The organism is Candidatus Marimicrobium litorale (assembly GCF_026262645.1).
GTDB lineage: Bacteria > Pseudomonadota > Gammaproteobacteria > Pseudomonadales > Halieaceae > Marimicrobium > Marimicrobium litorale.
Map to the genome: position 1 here is coordinate 1,071,701 of NZ_SHNO01000001.1, position 15,237 is coordinate 1,086,937.

Below are 15,237 nucleotides of genomic sequence, written 5' to 3' on the forward strand. Positions count from 1 at the left end.
GTCATAACGGCCTTACAACAGACTATGCGTCAACATCTGAAAACCATAAGAGAAAAGGCCCATCTTTATGCCAGATACAGAATTCGGCCATTAGCCGATCTGGGAAAAGTCTTCGCTAGGCTACTCGGTAAAATGGGGCCGATGGCTCGAAAATCTTATGCCTGCTGTATCGAGCGGCAGGTAAGGTCTGAGCTGCGATGGATCAGTAAAAAGGACATAGGCGAAAAAAACTACTTTGGCCTCATGTCCCTGTATCCCGGGCTAAAGCGAATATTTTTTGTACATATCCCGAAGTGCGGCGGAACGTCGATAAGACAGAACCTCGTGGAGAGCTACGGCGTTGCCCCCATTCCTTTAACATCGCCAGGAACGATCCAACAATCCGTCCAATTTATGGTGTCCTCTGCATACCGCAGAGGCGTCTTAAAGGATATTGGTTCGCGTGACGAAGTCCACCAGCAGGACAACAGCCAAAGGTCTACATACCTCAGGGTACTCGTTGCCTTTATGGTTGCAACGAACCCCCGCTACTTATTCATACTCGGACACCAGCGGGCAAAAGAACTCGCTCCACTTTACCGCGGAGCGCCCGACCTGATATTCAGCACGGTACGCGAGCCCGTAGCAATGCTGCGTAGCCTGGTCAATTACCGCGTGTTCCACACACTCGCCAATCAGAACAGGCGAGACTCCCAAGAACTACTAGATTTATTCAACTGCACGATTGAGGAGTTCAATGTTTTGCTTAAATCAGACCCCAGGGTACTGGTTTCGAAAATCCTCTCAGCCAACAAGGCCTCGCTGGCCTCCTACCTTGCGCTGGATGACAACACTGACCCGGACGCTGTCTGGTCAGGCATCTGTAATCACGGCATCTATATTGCGCACGTCAGCGAACAGAACGAGTTCCAAAAAGCGCTATTCGGAAAACAGCCACGGGCGCTGCACAAAAACGCCACAGATACCAATGTTGATTTTATCGAATCGTTTAACGCGTGCTTACAAGACGAATGGATCAGGCCCCATATCGACAAAGACTCAGCAGAGCTATACAAGCGTTTCGTAGAAAAGGGCATCATCGGTTTTTGGAAAAACGGCGGCAGTCCTGAGAGTTATCGCCGGCTGCTCCGAGACACCTGAAAGCCTACTAAAATTTTTCTACTTTAAATAACTCAACAGATCCACCTCCCTCAAGGTGGGGGCAGGTCTCCGCAATCGCTACCGCCTCTTGCGTCGAACGGGCCTTGAATAACGAATATGACTCCACAGCCGGCTCATTATTCCTCGCCGTCCTGTCACTAGATGCAGACGTCATGATTTCGCTCAGAGGAAGTACTCTGTGTGTACCACTCGGAACATTCAGAGAACGCATCCACTCAGAGAGCCGTTGACTCGTCTCCGGGGTGATGTCGCGAACCACTCCCTGATCACTGCTCCCGCGCAAAAGAATTATGAAAGCCTGATCGACCGGCCCACCCTGTTCCTGTTCTTCTGCCTGTTTTTCACTGTAACTCTGCAACTTCACCCGAATACCTGGCAAATCTGGTGACACAGCGTGGGCCAGAGTCATAAGTCGAAAAGCTGTTGAGGTATCAGTCCACTCCACTAGCATTGCAGCACGACGCAACAAACGCCCGTCGTCTTCGCTCATAACAACCTCGACACCACCGCTCAGCACCTCCTCCGCAACCTCGACGACATCTCGCACACTGACAACAATTGCCCGCCAGAAGTCTTGATAATCTGCTGCGGAAAATGAGTGCTTTTTATCTGCATCGAGCACCTTGAACAAACTGTTAAGTACCGGCAGCAGCCCTCTATCAATAGGTGTTACTGCCTCTCCTGACCGCTCTGGAGGGGCGAACAAAGTATCACTCGTAGGAAAATATTCGCATCGCAGTTTTTCGTTGCTTTCAGAAAAACTTTCATAGATAGCCTCGCGTCGTTCGAACGCTATCTGTTGACCCTTGCCGGTCATCTTTTGAGCGATAACGTCCCGACATGCTTGCAAAACTACCTTATCAGGATCATCGATTTCGTCGGCAGGGAATTGCATATTTAACGCCCGACTCAGAGCCTGCCCCATGGGCATGAGCGACTCGTTTACGCTACGGATAGTCGTATCCAATTTAGCAACAATCTCAGGATCGATCCTGAAAGCGAAATCTGCGAGCAGATTTTCATCGAAAAAACGACTCCGGTCGAACACAGCGGCTTGAACCGCCTCACGACCAAAGAATCGCGCCCAATTTTGCAACACCTCATAATAATTGAAGTAATACGTCTGCGGTTTGCAGCGGCGTAGAAATTCGTGAAACGAATACGTTGCGCCCGACTTCATACTGGTGGAATACCAGGATTCGCACGTATCCGCTTGTTCGCGCAAGTAGCAAAGAATACGCACCTCATCGAAATACTGACCCAGTAGTATCTTAAGCTTTTGCATTTCGCTATCTTCACGCAGGCGCGAATGAAAATGCTCACTGGAAATAATTACCGTATGGATAGTCCGGGGTAATGACTTTAGCTCATCATCAAAACGTTTTATGAAGTCACGCTTGAAAGACTCCAGCTGCTGACCCGTCTCCATAGACTGCAAGCGGTAGAAATCGTTAAAGCGGGGCCCATCAGAGCAATATAACGGGAGCGCCCAGTGGTTATGCGTACCCGCACTCTGCAAATAATGGTAACCATTGGATCGCAGCGCGCTCCGGTTCTTGTTAAGAAACAACTGTATCGAGGAGGTACCCGTTTTCTCAGTGCCGATATGGACAATAACTTTCAACCTGCTGCTCCACCCTCTGATTCCACACGTTTTGTAGCATACCCTTGGTGTAGCTGAATTACATGAGATACCTCCAGCACACCCCCAATAGTGAGAAGAGGACATTTCTCTGCAAGCGCAATGACCGTGTCAATATCCTCGGCTTCGATAATCGAATAACCCGACATTGGCGGCCTATCGCCCGCCTGTTTCCGCAACGCGCCATCCAGAACGCGCTTGTCTTCCAGTGGATTGATCGTATTACCGACCGCACATGGCGCTATCAGGTCCAGCCATACATGAAAACGATCCACGAACGATGAGTCTTCAGAATGAATCTCAGCCGAATTGACATCATGGAAATAGCTCACCAGGAATCGTGGCAAAAGGGGCACACGAGCGATTATCGGCGGTTCCTCCTCAATGTCGCGCTGGTCAACAGCTGACTGCATCGTGCATGCGCGCTCGATCAATGGCAATACTTCGCCGTCAGCGTATTTTACGATCACCACAGCAAAACTCTTCAAAAAATCCACGAAATCCTGCTGCTGCGCTTCCCCAGGCTCGAATGCCCGCGCCCATTCCAGAATCTGCTCATAGTCTGCTTTGCCCGGCACAGCCACTGCAGTACTGGGGGCCTGCGAAAAATTATCGGCCACCAACGGTGGCTGCAGTGCGAACTGGTTGTTAATCCATTGCACCGCCACCTCTGAATCCTCTCTTACACGCTCTACGAGTGCGGCATCGTAATAGACAGGCGACCTTATATCGGGAGCTTGTGAAATCACAAAATTAGAGATCTGCGTAGAAAATGCGCCGTTGTGCAGCGCGTTGATCCGCCGCAGAACCTCCACCTCCTTAAAGGAAAGACTGCGGTTTACCCTCATGTTTAGCGGTTTAAGGGCATCTGTTGCGATACCCGTTACTCCGGCGAAAGAGGAATAAATATCTTTTTTCGCAGAATCGTAATTCAGGACATTCACCCGCTCGCCAAATACCTCAAAATAACGAACAAGGCTGTCGTGAAATGCTGCGAAATCCAGATCTTCACTTTTCGCACCAAAACTGTGTGTATGAGATGCCCGCTTCACGAATTGTACATAAGTAGAGTAGAGCCATTCGTAGACACTCCTGACGTAAGCGACGATCGTCACTTCAATAGCGTTTCTGTTACAGATATCCTTTATTGTCTCGATCTTCGGGAGACTTAAGCCTTGCAGCAGTTCGCAGCTGACGATAGCCACTGTATTGCCTGGAGTAAAAAAATAAGTGGAGGTCAATAACTCTTCGATGCGGTCAAAATCCTGATCAACACAAGCGTGATGCAACGCGATACCGTTTCCGGACAAACTCTCTCCAAATTTCACCTCTGGTACGATGTCGGCGTAATCAATACCTTGTCGAGCAATTAATTCTGCATTCAGCGACAACCAGGACTGCAACGCGGACGATCCGGTCTTGCCGAGGCCAATATGTAAATACAGTTGTTTCATTGATATTCCTCTGCACCCCGGCACTATCCATCACCAGTGGGTTCGTTTCCCCATCTTTTGGCTAAAAAAGTAAAGGAAAACTGTTACGTGAGTCTACTATGCAGTTACCCATGCGCCAAATCAGGTCTGCGAGCTTACTGTCCTCGCCAGGTACGAAATTGTTCAGCATGGGGTATTATTCCCTCTCAATTCTCCGTCACGCCAACCTAGAAGCGCACAAACAGTGAAATCGTTATGAGTGATCGCTTTTCCAAACTACTCTCTCCTATCGACATTGGGACAATGCGCCTTAAAAACCGTATGGTGATGTCTCCTATGACCACGGCTTACTGCAATGACGATCAGACACCGAGCGAGCGACTGATCGGCCATTTCGAGGCCCGCGCCCGCGGCGGCGTAGGATTGATCACGCTGGAATTAGTCACCGTTGATGTAAAACACCCCTATATGCACCGTTCCATGACGCTGGGAGAGGATCGCTTCATCGACAAGCACCGCCGGCTCGTCGAAGCCGTTCACCAACACGGTGCAAAAGTACAGCCGCAGATCAGCCATACGGGGCCCGAGAGCGTTGCCTTAATGTTCGGCGGCGATCAACCTGTTGGGCCGTCCGTCGCCGTGGCGCCCGTATGGGGCTGGCATTCACGTGAACTGAAGGCAGACGAGCTAGCGGATATTGCCATACAGTATGGCGAAGCCGCCAGGCGCGCGCGGGAAGCCGGTTACGACGGTATCGAACTGCACGCGGCGCATTGCTACAACCTGCTGGGATCTTTCCTGTCACCATTAAGAAACAAGCGGACCGACGACTACTCGGCTTTTCGGCTCGAGACACGCACACGCTTTATGGTAGAAGTGCTGGAGCAAATTAGTGCCCGCGCCGGAGTTGATTTTCCAGTAACACTGAGTATTTCCGGCTACGAACGAGCGCCGGGGGGGCGTAGCCTCGATGATACGCAGGCCATCGCCCCAACTCTGGTCGAGGCGGGTGTGAAATGCTTCCGAGTCAGCGGCGGCATCAGCGATGCCCTGGTGACCCAAATGGTAAGCCGCACAGAGGCGGGGCCAGCATTGAATGCGGCTAATGCGGAGTCCATCCGCAATGTAGTCAATGTGCCTGTCATGGCGGTGGGACGCATTCACGACCCCGACCTGGCGGAGTCGATAATTCGTAACGGACAGGCTGACCTTGTGGCTATGGCACGCCCTCTCCTCGCCGATCCGGAACTACCCAATAAGGTTGCGAGCGGGCGGACAGGAGACATAAGACCCTGCATATCATGCGAAGGCTGCATTGACTCAATGCAGACCCACGATGACTTACGCTGCGCCGTAAACCCCTTGTCAGGCCGCGAGCATTCACTAGCGTCTATGCCTGCGCCGACAGCCTCACCCTTCCATCTGGTCGTGATAGGCGGCGGCCCTGCAGGCATGGAAGCTGCGCGACAGGCCGCTGCATCGGGCTACCGCGTCACGCTAGTGGAGCAGCAGCGACACCTCGGGGGTTCGCTGCTGCTGGCATCGACCGTACACGCCGCTAACGAGGCTTTTCTCGATTACCTGAAGTCACAGATGAACCGATTACCCATACAACTTCAACTGGGAACACCCGCCAGCGTAGAGTCCATCAGCCAACTCGTTCCGGATGCCGTCATCGTAGCCACCGGGGCAAAAATAGCGACATCAGCCATACCCGGCATGAATTCACCCGGAGTAATGACTGGTGCACAACTGCGGCAGCGTATGCTCGACGCACCGGCATTTGTCCAGGCCTTGCTTCGCCCGAGATGGCTCCGAGCGACGAGCAAGCTGTGGATGCCCATCGGAAAACGAGTTGCGATTGTCGGTGCTGACCTTGCAGCGGTAGAACTTGCAGAGTTTCTTGCTCACCGAAAACGACGAGTTCACTTGCTTGACTCCGGGACAAAGATCGCGCCAGAAGTGGGGAAAAAAAGACGCGCAGAGCACATGGATCGACTTGATCGCCTGCAAGTGACGGTTAATACACGAGTAGACATAGAGCGAATAAAATCGTCCGGTATTGTTATACTCTCGGGCAACGGAACACGACGAGAACTGTTTACCGATACTGTTTTGGTTACAGGAGAACCCATACCGGATACAAGTCTGTGCGAGGCGATACGGGGTGCGGGGTTTCGTGTCAAGGCAATAGGTGACTGCTGTGGAGTGGGATTGATAGCCGGCGCCACCCGGGATGCCGCAGAAGCGATTACTGGGCTCGGCCAGAATCACTGGTAGGCACCCTACTCTTGGAAATCTGCCTTGGCATAATGTTGCGTTGTAAGAATATGGCCATCATGATCGTAGAGATCAGTGCTCATATGCTCACTGAAAAGGGGAGCTATTCGTTTGGGGCAATAATGCGTTACAAAACTTTTTCGTGTTGTGTCGCACGACACAGGGTTTCCACCATGCACAAGATCTGCATGCCAAATCAGGACGTCACCTTTTTTTGCCTCGAGCACCTGTTTTTTCAGTCCCGTGTGCTTTACACGGCGCTGCAAACTGGCCACGTGCTGCTCCACCTCAATCCTGTCTACCGTAAAGCCAGATCGCTCCGCCTCAACAATACTCTTGAAACGTCCGTTGTATAAAAAATCAGGAAACTGATGGCTGCCGGGGTAATAGAATAGTTCTCCCGCGCCGATAGTCACATCCTCCAGGGCGATCCAACTGGCCGCGAACTGCCGGGGAATCGTATAGGGAACGTAGGCTGAATCCTGATGCCCCTCCTGTCCCGAACCGCGCATAAAACCCAGCGACTGGGAGGCGAAGGCCTTACTTTCAAAAATTAGCCCCAGAAACTCACTGATTCCATCCGCAAACATCATTTCTCGTGCCGCGGGAGAAAAATGATGCATATCAATCGCTTTAGCGGCGTGCGTCTGGACCCCTGGCTGCCACGATACCAGCCCTTCCTCATCAAGCGCGTGACACTCAAAGCGCAGCATCGGCATGTCGCCCGCATAGGCTCGATCCATATCTGCCACGACCCTATCCACCAGCGACTCGGATATTGCGCCTGCCATGATCACATAGCCATTCTGCATCCAATGTTGCACCAGTTCGCACTGCTGAGGTGTTAACTGGCCGGTTTCGAGCTTACCTGCCAGCACATCTGCCCCATTGGCCAAATCAGGCCATAGGCCGCCAAAGGGTGATTGCAGCAACGCCGCATCGTCCGAGCGCTTGCCCAGGTAATGCGGCAGGAAGCCCCTTGCCTTACCAATACGCAGGTAGTGATCCCGGGGGCCTGCCGCCAGGCCTGACTCTATCTCCCGCAGGACAACAGGGTAAGCCCTGAGGTAATAGGCGTCATCAAAATGGTAATCTACAATGAAGGCGCGACGGCCTTCTGCGCGACCGTAGTGCTCATAGTGCCACCATGCGCTTTCAATCCACCCTGCCTCCAGCGCCCTGTGGACATCCGCATAGTAGCCAGCGTAAGCAGATTCGTCGAATATGTCTCGATTCAGGGTCGCTTCGTTATTCATGATGCTTGCTTCCCATCACCGACCCCTTTGAGTGCGTCCTGCTTTTACAATGTTACGACCAGTATGCCACACCATATCTTAACAGAACCGCACTAAGCTGGAATATTCGCGCCGGCCAATCTAACATGTGGGCTGCAACGATTGCGGCGCAAGTCACCGTGATTTCGAGAACAAACCAGCACTACCGTCAACAGGACAATCATTATGATCCGAAGTTTCCTCGCTGTTTTCGTATTCGCGGCGTGTAGTACAACGTGGGGGCAGAATTCTCCGCAGGAAGCGTCCGTTTACATCCCAGTCGAACCCTGCCGTATTATCGACACTCGCAATTCAGCAATGGGGGTAATGCTGGCAAATACATCCCGAGACTTCTTTGTGCAAAGCTCAGATAACGTCTTGGGCAACCAGGGAGGCGCTGATTGCCCCAACCCCAGGGCAGCGAGTGGTGAGCAGCCAGTGGCTCTCGCCGCCTACATTGTCGCCGTCCCAGCGGAATCATCCACCGGAAACGGGATCCTTAGCGCCTACCCCTCAGATTTGCCTCCCCCGGCCAGAGGTGCCGGTGCGACCGTCAACTTCAATGCAGGCCAGATAATCGGTAACACGACGATCGCCACCCTCTGTAACGCCAACGAAACAGACTGCCCCGATGGCGGAACGTTGGGCATTCTGGCACGGGACACGGATGAGCACGTCGTGGTAGACGTACAGGGATACTTTTTCCCCCGAGCGGGAGTGCCCGGTTATCAACTGGTATCCAACGGTTTTGCCGCGGCTAACAGTTCAGTCGCCGTGGGCCAGGTCGAGTGTCCTAGCGATAAAAAAGTGCTGGGCGGCGGGGCCACTGCCTTGGACCCCAACTGGTTTCTGGACAGTAGCCTCCCACTGAACAATGGGGAAGGTTGGCAGGTGCGCTATAGAAGTAACGGACAAAATTTCAGCGTGCGCGGCCAGACGTGGGCCATTTGCGCTTCGGTCGATTGAGCATCCTAGACCGATACCATGCATTGTCTAAACGCATCTGCACCCAATAGACGCCCCCCAAGTGGCGGGGATAGGGATGGATTTGACGCTGAAAGTCGTGGAGCAAAACGCGTTGGCTTTATAGACTGACGCCGTCACGTCAGATAGAAGTACTGCATGATGATATTTGCAATCGCACTCTTTGCTACAGGTATTTTTGCAGCCTGGCTGCTGGTCTGTTTCAAGCCTGCAGAAGTCACCCCTCGCAACAGCGAGTAGGCGATGTACCACGACGTGGTTATCAGCGTATTCAAGGCCTGCTGTGACCACCAAGATGCGCGTACTCTGCGCTTAAAAAGCTTACCCGTTCGGCGTCACCTAGTGAGCAATATCCTCGCCGCAATGCCAGCAGGTGTCAAACGTAGCCGGGTTGTTGGTCTCGCATTGACCGCAATTCCAGTCCGGGCAATCTACCGGCCGCTGCATGGCCTCTACAATCTCCAGCGCTTGATCCACAGCGCGCTCCCGCGACACCCATAGCTCCGGCCAAGCATTGATAGGGGCAATTTCCCCTATCGCCCCTGACGCATATTCATTGCGCAATTCGCTGTCGATTCCAGCATGCCGCAGTAAGCTGGCGGCTTGAACCACTATTGCCAAGTTAGGGTGCGTATACACCAATTTCATCAATCACCTACCTTTCGGCACGACCTGCTAACTTACAGAGTAACTGCCTAAGAGGCATTTGGCACACTGCACTGCTCCGCCATGCCTGCACCACCCTGTCGTCCATGCAACAATCACTGCCCCCTGGAGCGGGATTTTCCAGCAGCATCAAGCCACAGTAGCGTGTCCGAATACGCAATGAAACGCTCCAAATAAGCCGGTGATAATTGCCCCATCAAGTGCAAAGAATCTGTAACAAGTTTCTGCGGATTCAACGGACCCGACTCGTCATGGATTTCACGACTGGCCTGCGCTACGCGACGTTGGGCACCAAATTCAGTGAGCGCGGTGCGCACATAGCGCATGGCTTTGAGTTCCGGCATGCGGCCCGGCGGCTGCGCGAGGTTATCCACAGCCGCGAAGCCCTCCATCAGATTCAGCTCCTGCTGCTGCAACACATCATCGAACTCGGCAGAATTGCCGACTTCGAGGCCATCGAGCCGCGCAGTCAGTTCCGCGACATCCATGGCCGGCCGGAGAGGATGTGCCGCTGACATTGATGCCGCCAGCGCATCCTCCCGTAATGCTCCCTCGCGACAAATCTGCAGCAGGGCCTCCGCACGCTCCCGCAGCGCATTTTGCACAGCACCGCCACTAACGCGAGCACGCTTCAAAATATACAAAAGCTGCCTGCGCCGAGTTGCAGCTAACGTACCGCTTCCTGCAGCAGACCAATCAGACAGCTCCGATTCCATATCGTCTATCCATAAAGCCTTAACCATCGCCGGACGACCTCGGCACAGGGGCAATCTCTACACGACGGTTCAAGGCCCGACCTTTGCCATTCTGGTTATCTGCCACCGGCTGGCTGTCACCAAAGGCGGCAGCGAATACCAGGTCTGCTGGCATACCTGCTTCGATCAACGCCCGTGTAACCGTCAGGGCACGCTGTGCCGAAAGCTCCCAGTTGTCCTCGAACTGCAGGTTACCGCGCTGGATAGGCAAGTCATCGGTAAAGCCACTGATCATAAGCAATTCGCGACGGCTACCCAGATACGTTTTGAGAGGTCTCACCAAGCTGGCCAGCAGTGTCTGCCCGTCTGCCTGCAGCACATTCGAATTCAAATCAAACAGCACGGAGCCACTGATACCGATACGACCCTCATTCACGGTGATCCGCCCCATAGCAAGCGGATCTGCCAGGGCTACCTCCAGCGCTTCACGCCGCTGCTCTGCCTGTTCACGACGCACAATTTCTTCGTCCAGCGAAGCGCTCAACTGCAACTGGTAACCAACCACCCACACCAGAATGAGCACAAACACGCCGAGTAGTGCTGACATAAGATCGCCGAAAACCGCCCAAACCGGAGTCTCCTCGGATAACTCTGTTTGCAACTCGTCCACTAGCTTGCCTCGGCGGCAAACAGATCGGGCGTCCCGACCCTGCGCAGCTCGTCAATAATTTCTCTTTGCGATAACATGCTTTGGTCGATGATCTCCCGGGCCTGAGCGACGTAATAGCCCATCTGCTCGTTGCTGCGCGCACTCGCCCCTTCCAAACCCTGCTCAATGCGACCAAGATTATTTATCAGTTTATCGTTTGCAAGAGCGAACTGTTCTACCGCTGCCCCTACCGCACTCCCAAAGCTGGCCACCTCCGTCGCACTAGCCGCTACATCGACGGCAACAGCCGAGACCCTGGCGACCTCGCTCTCCACCCGCACACCCAAACTCTCGCCCATGTCTTTGAGCACACTGTGCGAGCTCGCCGCAAGTTCAACTACGGCCTCCTGTTGCTGCAGAGAATTCGACTGTAACGATTCAACCAGCCCACTCAGTTGCTCCATTACTTGCAACCGCTCCCCCAACAGACCGTTGTCCCGCGCCAGCGTATTGCCCATCGCTTCTTGCAGACTCACAAGCAATTCTGTCGCGGCTTTTGGCCCCTCCGCTGCCGTCTCAAGTAATCGACTCACAGGCACTTCCAGTCCAGCTCCGAGATGACCCAGTTGTTCAGTCACCACAATTTCCAGATTTGCGAGCCGCTCAACTGCCGCGTCGCCGCGGCTCGCCTCAGCCCGGCTGAGTGCTTCAAGCTGTGCTGACAGTTCGGTGAAAAATAGCTGCTGCTGCTTTACCAGGCCTTCACCACGCTGCGCCTCTGCGACATGTAATGCCTCCAGTTTTTCCGATAGCGTTTCACTCAGTTGTTCTATACGTTCTCCCTGCTCACGGGCCCATACCTCTTCACCTTCTACCCGCGCCGTCAGTAGCGCTTCACTCACGTTACGCTGTTCCGACAGCGTGTTACTGAGGGTCTCGCTAATACGCGCGCTGCTCATATCGAGTTGCTCACCCACGGCAGCTACTTGCGAGGCCAGTCCATCAGCCAGCGATTGCTGCGTGGCTTTCGCTTCCTCTGAGAGCTGCGTAAACGTCTTGCGCAGCACCGGAGCAATGCCCTCACCTGCCAGCCTTGCACCCTGGGCCAAGCCCTGCCGCAACGACTTGTCGACGGTATCGGCCAGCGCTGTGAAGTCCTCTCCCGCTGACTGTAAGAACGATTCCTGATTGTGCACCAAGGTGGTGTTCAATGTGGTACCCAAGACCTCCAGGTGTCGCCCCATCGCGGACAGCTGTGCCACCAGTTGCGGCAGCGCCTCTGCCTGGTTTTGCATTGCTTTGTAGGTCTCCTGCCGGCTGTGCACCAGTGAATGCTTTCGCCACGTACTGGCAATAACAGCATCCAACTGCCGTGTGGCCAAAATACGCTCACGCCGGCTTAGCGTCGCGCCAAGACCCAGCGCTGCGGATGCCGCCACACCTGCGACCGAGGTTCCAAACGCCAGCCCCAGCCCTTCAATTGGTGCCGCCAGTCCATTGCGAACAGCCGCGAGGTCCGCGCTGCCAGTGAGCGCCAGCACGGCGCCCTCCAGTGTTACGACCATACCAACAAAGGTTCCCAATAAACCGAGCATGACCAGGAGGCCCACCAGGTATGGCGCAAATACGGGCGCGGGAAGGCCCACGGGCTCCCCTTCTATCCGTAACCGAACGGCAGCGCGAAGGGACGGATGCAGCCGTGCAAGCCAGGCTGGCAAGCCCTCCTCTGCGCTTGCACGATCGAGACCCTTCACCAGGCTGGCAGTTTCGCGCCTGAACTGCAGCAATTCGGATACCCCCAGCACAAACACCAGTCCAATTATCACCGTCACCGCTAACGCCAACGTATCTTTACCGAGAAATCCTGCGGCAACCCAAGTAATGGCGCCCGCGCCGAGAAGAAATGCTACGCTAAAGAGAAGTCTGTTCATTAATTAATCCATCATTCCATCGTGAAGTGCCTCAACCAGACCCTGCAACGGGAGCAGGCGGGCTTCCACCTCGGCCAGCAACAGGTTCTGAATATCGGCGCGTAATTTACCTAACTGCATAAGCCAGAAGTCGGCCTGGTAGGACTTGCCATCCAGTTGTTCTAAACAGTCAGAGCGCAGGGTAACCACGTGCCGGGCCAGCAGCGCTGGAACCGCACCGAAGTACCCTCTTAAATGATTTCCCATGGCCGCCCCCAACGCACCATCTAGCGCAGCCAGCTGCTGCAGACCCGACGATATGCCGGCCACATCAGCACGAATGGCAGTATGCAAGCGCAAAACCGCATAGCTGATCTCACTCTGCTGAGCGCGGTAAAACGCGCTGTAGGCGTCCGGGGCAGTCGCCTCGGCCTCAAGGGTAGTCGCCGTTACTGTGGGAAAGCGGATGCGGCTTGCAGTCTCCCCGGGCACGCAGGCTTGCAGTATCGCGTTGATAATCGCCGCACGTCCGGCGAGGAAGTCCCTGCGGATGCTCGCAGGATCGACCACACCGGGTTCGAAGACGAGCTCTTTCAGACCCGACTGAGCATTGGCCAATTTGACCGAATCCCCGAGATCAATAAGAGTGCCCAGACGGCGGCTGAACTGATGACCACTATCATGCGATGGCGTGTCGATTAACGCGGCGAGGGAGCGAACCAGCCGAGTGCTGTGCAGTGAAGTGGGTGAAAATTGGGGCATAAATACTGTGTCGGCAGCGACAAGATGCCGCCCTGGATTAAGGGTCTATTGAGACACGCCGCCGAATTCCGGGCGCTTCTGGTTCCCGGAGCAGTGGCAACATCTGGTGCTTTCTAAAGGCTAATACTACTAGATAGTGGGTGTTGTGATCAATCACTCCGACACTGCCCATGCAACAAATAGTGACTTTGCGCGCCTGATAATCGATCCGCCTCCGGCGGCATGACGTGACACAACACAGCCTTACACCTGTCGAGCTGTAATGGGGCTGGACGAGCCAACCAGACTGCTTCGGGTTACTGCACGCCCTCAGAATTTGCAAGGTCTACAACCAGTGGCGACGGACCTAAAGCCGCGGCGAGCCCTGCTTTCGCGCAGCAAGCCAACGCTTCTGGTGCCTCATCACTTTCAGCGCGGCGGTGAAAACACGCATGTTAGCGTCGGGGGCGCCGCTCTCCCCGATTTGACTCAACTGCGCGTAATACCAGAACTGGATTCCGAACGTTCCCAGTGTGCGTAGCGCATCGGATTGATTCAGAAACGAGAGCCAGAAAGGCCACATAGCTAGACCATCTTCAAAGCGAGGGAGCTCTTCTCGGCCCTCGAGAATCTGACGGGGCGCGTCGCCCACTACACACATGGGACGGCCTATGCCGATCAGGTCTGCGCCGCCTTGCTCTAGCGCATTCTCCATACTGTCGCGTCGGCGAAACCCTCCAGTTACCATTAGCGGTATCGATACCGTCTTTTGCATCGCCAGAGCAAAGTCGACAAAGTAGGCTTCTCGAATTCTGGTTGATTCCTGCAATTCCTGCTCGTCGGCCTCTTCCATACCGGTGACGCCCAACAGCCGCGGCTGCTCATAAGTGCCCCCGGATATCTCAACTAAATCTACACTGGCCGTTTCAAGCCAGCGAACAACCTGCTGGCTCTCTTCGAAATCGAATCCTCCCTTCTGAAAATCGGCGCTGTTAAGTTTGACTGAAACCGGAAAAGAGCTACCTACCGCACCACGGACATTATCCACGATATCCAGCAGCAGACGCGCACGATTCTCCAGGCAGCCACCGAACTCATCGTTACGCAAGTTGGTTCGAGGGCTGAGAAATTGGGACAAAAGGTAGCCATGTGCAGCATGTATCTGCACTCCCGTAAAGCCAGCCGCCTTAACAGTAGCAGCGCAGCGGGTAAAACCCTGCACTATGTCCGCGATCTCTGCCCTTGTAAGAGGCTCTGGTGTACCGAACTGCCCTCCAGGCAATCCCACTTTGACTGCCGAGGGGGCTTTCGGCCGGGGATTCACCGGCTTCTGTGTCTGCCTTCCGGCATGACTAATTTGGGCCCAAAAATGATTGCCACCGCGCGTTGCAACAGTCGCCCAGCGCCGCAATGCCGTCAGCATCATGTCATCTGCTTCACTCTCGATCACCACGTTACCAGGACGCTCAAGGTGATCTCCATCAACAATAATGTTTCCGGATAGCAGCAGGCCTGCACCGCCATCACTCCAAAACCCATATAGCCGCTCCAGCTCAGGCGTTGGAATACCCTGTGGTGAGGCAAGACCCTCGGTCATAGCGGCCTTCGCGATGCGGTTGGGTATCACTGCTCCACAAGGCAGCTTTAGTGGTTCTGCAAGACAGTTTTTACTCACGTTGTCTCCGCCACACCATCAATGCAACCGCAGAAGCGCTTTAACAACAACGCGTTTATTGGTGCGTGCATACCTTTTGCAATGTGTAGTGGCAGTATCATGTCGAACCTTTTCAGCAGGCAGGCAT

The 15,237-nt window shown here is 54.3% G+C and carries 12 protein-coding genes; 3 read left to right on the forward strand and 9 right to left on the reverse strand.

Annotated features, from left to right (window positions below):
• Positions 1 to 141 precede the first annotated feature (141 nt).
• Positions 142 to 1,140 carry a hypothetical protein gene (locus tag EYC82_RS04905; RefSeq protein WP_279248426.1) on the forward strand — a complete coding sequence of 333 codons (999 nt, stop codon included), beginning with the start codon at positions 142 to 144 and terminating at the stop codon, positions 1,138 to 1,140.
• 7 nt (positions 1,141 to 1,147) lie between these two features.
• On the opposite strand, the gene EYC82_RS04910 is transcribed toward EYC82_RS04905, so the two are convergent.
• Positions 1,148 to 2,785 (reverse strand): YciI family protein, encoded by a 1,638-nt coding sequence (locus EYC82_RS04910; RefSeq protein ID WP_279248427.1) that lies wholly within the window; start codon positions 2,783 to 2,785, stop codon positions 1,148 to 1,150.
• Complete coding sequence (locus EYC82_RS04915; RefSeq protein ID WP_279248428.1) at positions 2,782 to 4,257, reverse strand: YciI family protein; 1,476 nt, start codon at positions 4,255 to 4,257, stop codon at positions 2,782 to 2,784. The genes EYC82_RS04910 and EYC82_RS04915 overlap by 4 nt, the downstream gene beginning before the upstream one ends.
• A 234-nt stretch (positions 4,258 to 4,491) precedes the next feature.
• Between EYC82_RS04915 and EYC82_RS04920 the strand changes: the two genes are divergently transcribed.
• The gene (locus tag EYC82_RS04920) at positions 4,492 to 6,516 is read left to right on the forward strand and encodes an oxidoreductase (RefSeq protein WP_279248429.1); all 2,025 of its coding nucleotides are present in this window, start codon (positions 4,492 to 4,494) and stop codon (positions 6,514 to 6,516) included.
• 5 nt (positions 6,517 to 6,521) lie between these two features.
• Here EYC82_RS04920 and EYC82_RS04925 read toward each other — a convergent pair whose 3' ends face one another.
• Positions 6,522 to 7,772, reverse strand: a complete 1,251-nt coding sequence (locus EYC82_RS04925) for a phytanoyl-CoA dioxygenase family protein (RefSeq protein WP_279248430.1) — start codon at positions 7,770 to 7,772, stop codon at positions 6,522 to 6,524.
• A gap of 204 nt (positions 7,773 to 7,976) precedes the next feature.
• Between EYC82_RS04925 and EYC82_RS04930 the strand changes: the two genes are divergently transcribed.
• Positions 7,977 to 8,756, forward strand: a complete 780-nt coding sequence (locus EYC82_RS04930; protein WP_279248431.1) for a hypothetical protein — start codon at positions 7,977 to 7,979, stop codon at positions 8,754 to 8,756.
• 357 nt (positions 8,757 to 9,113) lie between these two features.
• Here EYC82_RS04930 and EYC82_RS04935 read toward each other — a convergent pair whose 3' ends face one another.
• The 6 genes from EYC82_RS04935 to EYC82_RS04960 all read right to left on the reverse strand — a co-directional run bounded on the left by EYC82_RS04935 (position 9,114) and on the right by EYC82_RS04960 (position 15,110).
• On the reverse strand, positions 9,114 to 9,422 hold the full coding sequence (locus tag EYC82_RS04935) for a putative signal transducing protein (protein WP_279248432.1): 309 nt from the start codon (positions 9,420 to 9,422) through the stop codon (positions 9,114 to 9,116).
• Between the two features lie 113 nt (positions 9,423 to 9,535).
• A complete protein-coding gene (locus tag EYC82_RS04940; protein WP_279248433.1) occupies positions 9,536 to 10,156 on the reverse strand; it encodes a DUF2894 domain-containing protein in 621 nt (206 codons plus the stop codon).
• A gap of 19 nt (positions 10,157 to 10,175) precedes the next feature.
• Positions 10,176 to 10,805, reverse strand: coding sequence for an OmpA family protein (locus tag EYC82_RS04945; protein ID WP_279248434.1), 630 nt, complete (start codon positions 10,803 to 10,805; stop codon positions 10,176 to 10,178).
• On the reverse strand, positions 10,805 to 12,715 hold the full coding sequence (locus tag EYC82_RS04950; protein ID WP_279248435.1) for a coiled-coil domain-containing protein: 1,911 nt from the start codon (positions 12,713 to 12,715) through the stop codon (positions 10,805 to 10,807). Before EYC82_RS04950 ends, EYC82_RS04945 begins: the two co-directional genes overlap by 1 nt.
• A gap of 3 nt (positions 12,716 to 12,718) precedes the next feature.
• Entirely contained in the window at positions 12,719 to 13,456 is a 738-nt protein-coding gene (locus tag EYC82_RS04955; RefSeq protein ID WP_279248436.1) for a DUF3348 family protein, read from the reverse strand.
• 346 nt (positions 13,457 to 13,802) lie between these two features.
• The gene (locus EYC82_RS04960; RefSeq protein ID WP_279248437.1) at positions 13,803 to 15,110 is read right to left on the reverse strand and encodes an NADH:flavin oxidoreductase/NADH oxidase family protein; all 1,308 of its coding nucleotides are present in this window, start codon (positions 15,108 to 15,110) and stop codon (positions 13,803 to 13,805) included.
• Between the last annotated feature and the right edge of the window lie 127 nt (positions 15,111 to 15,237).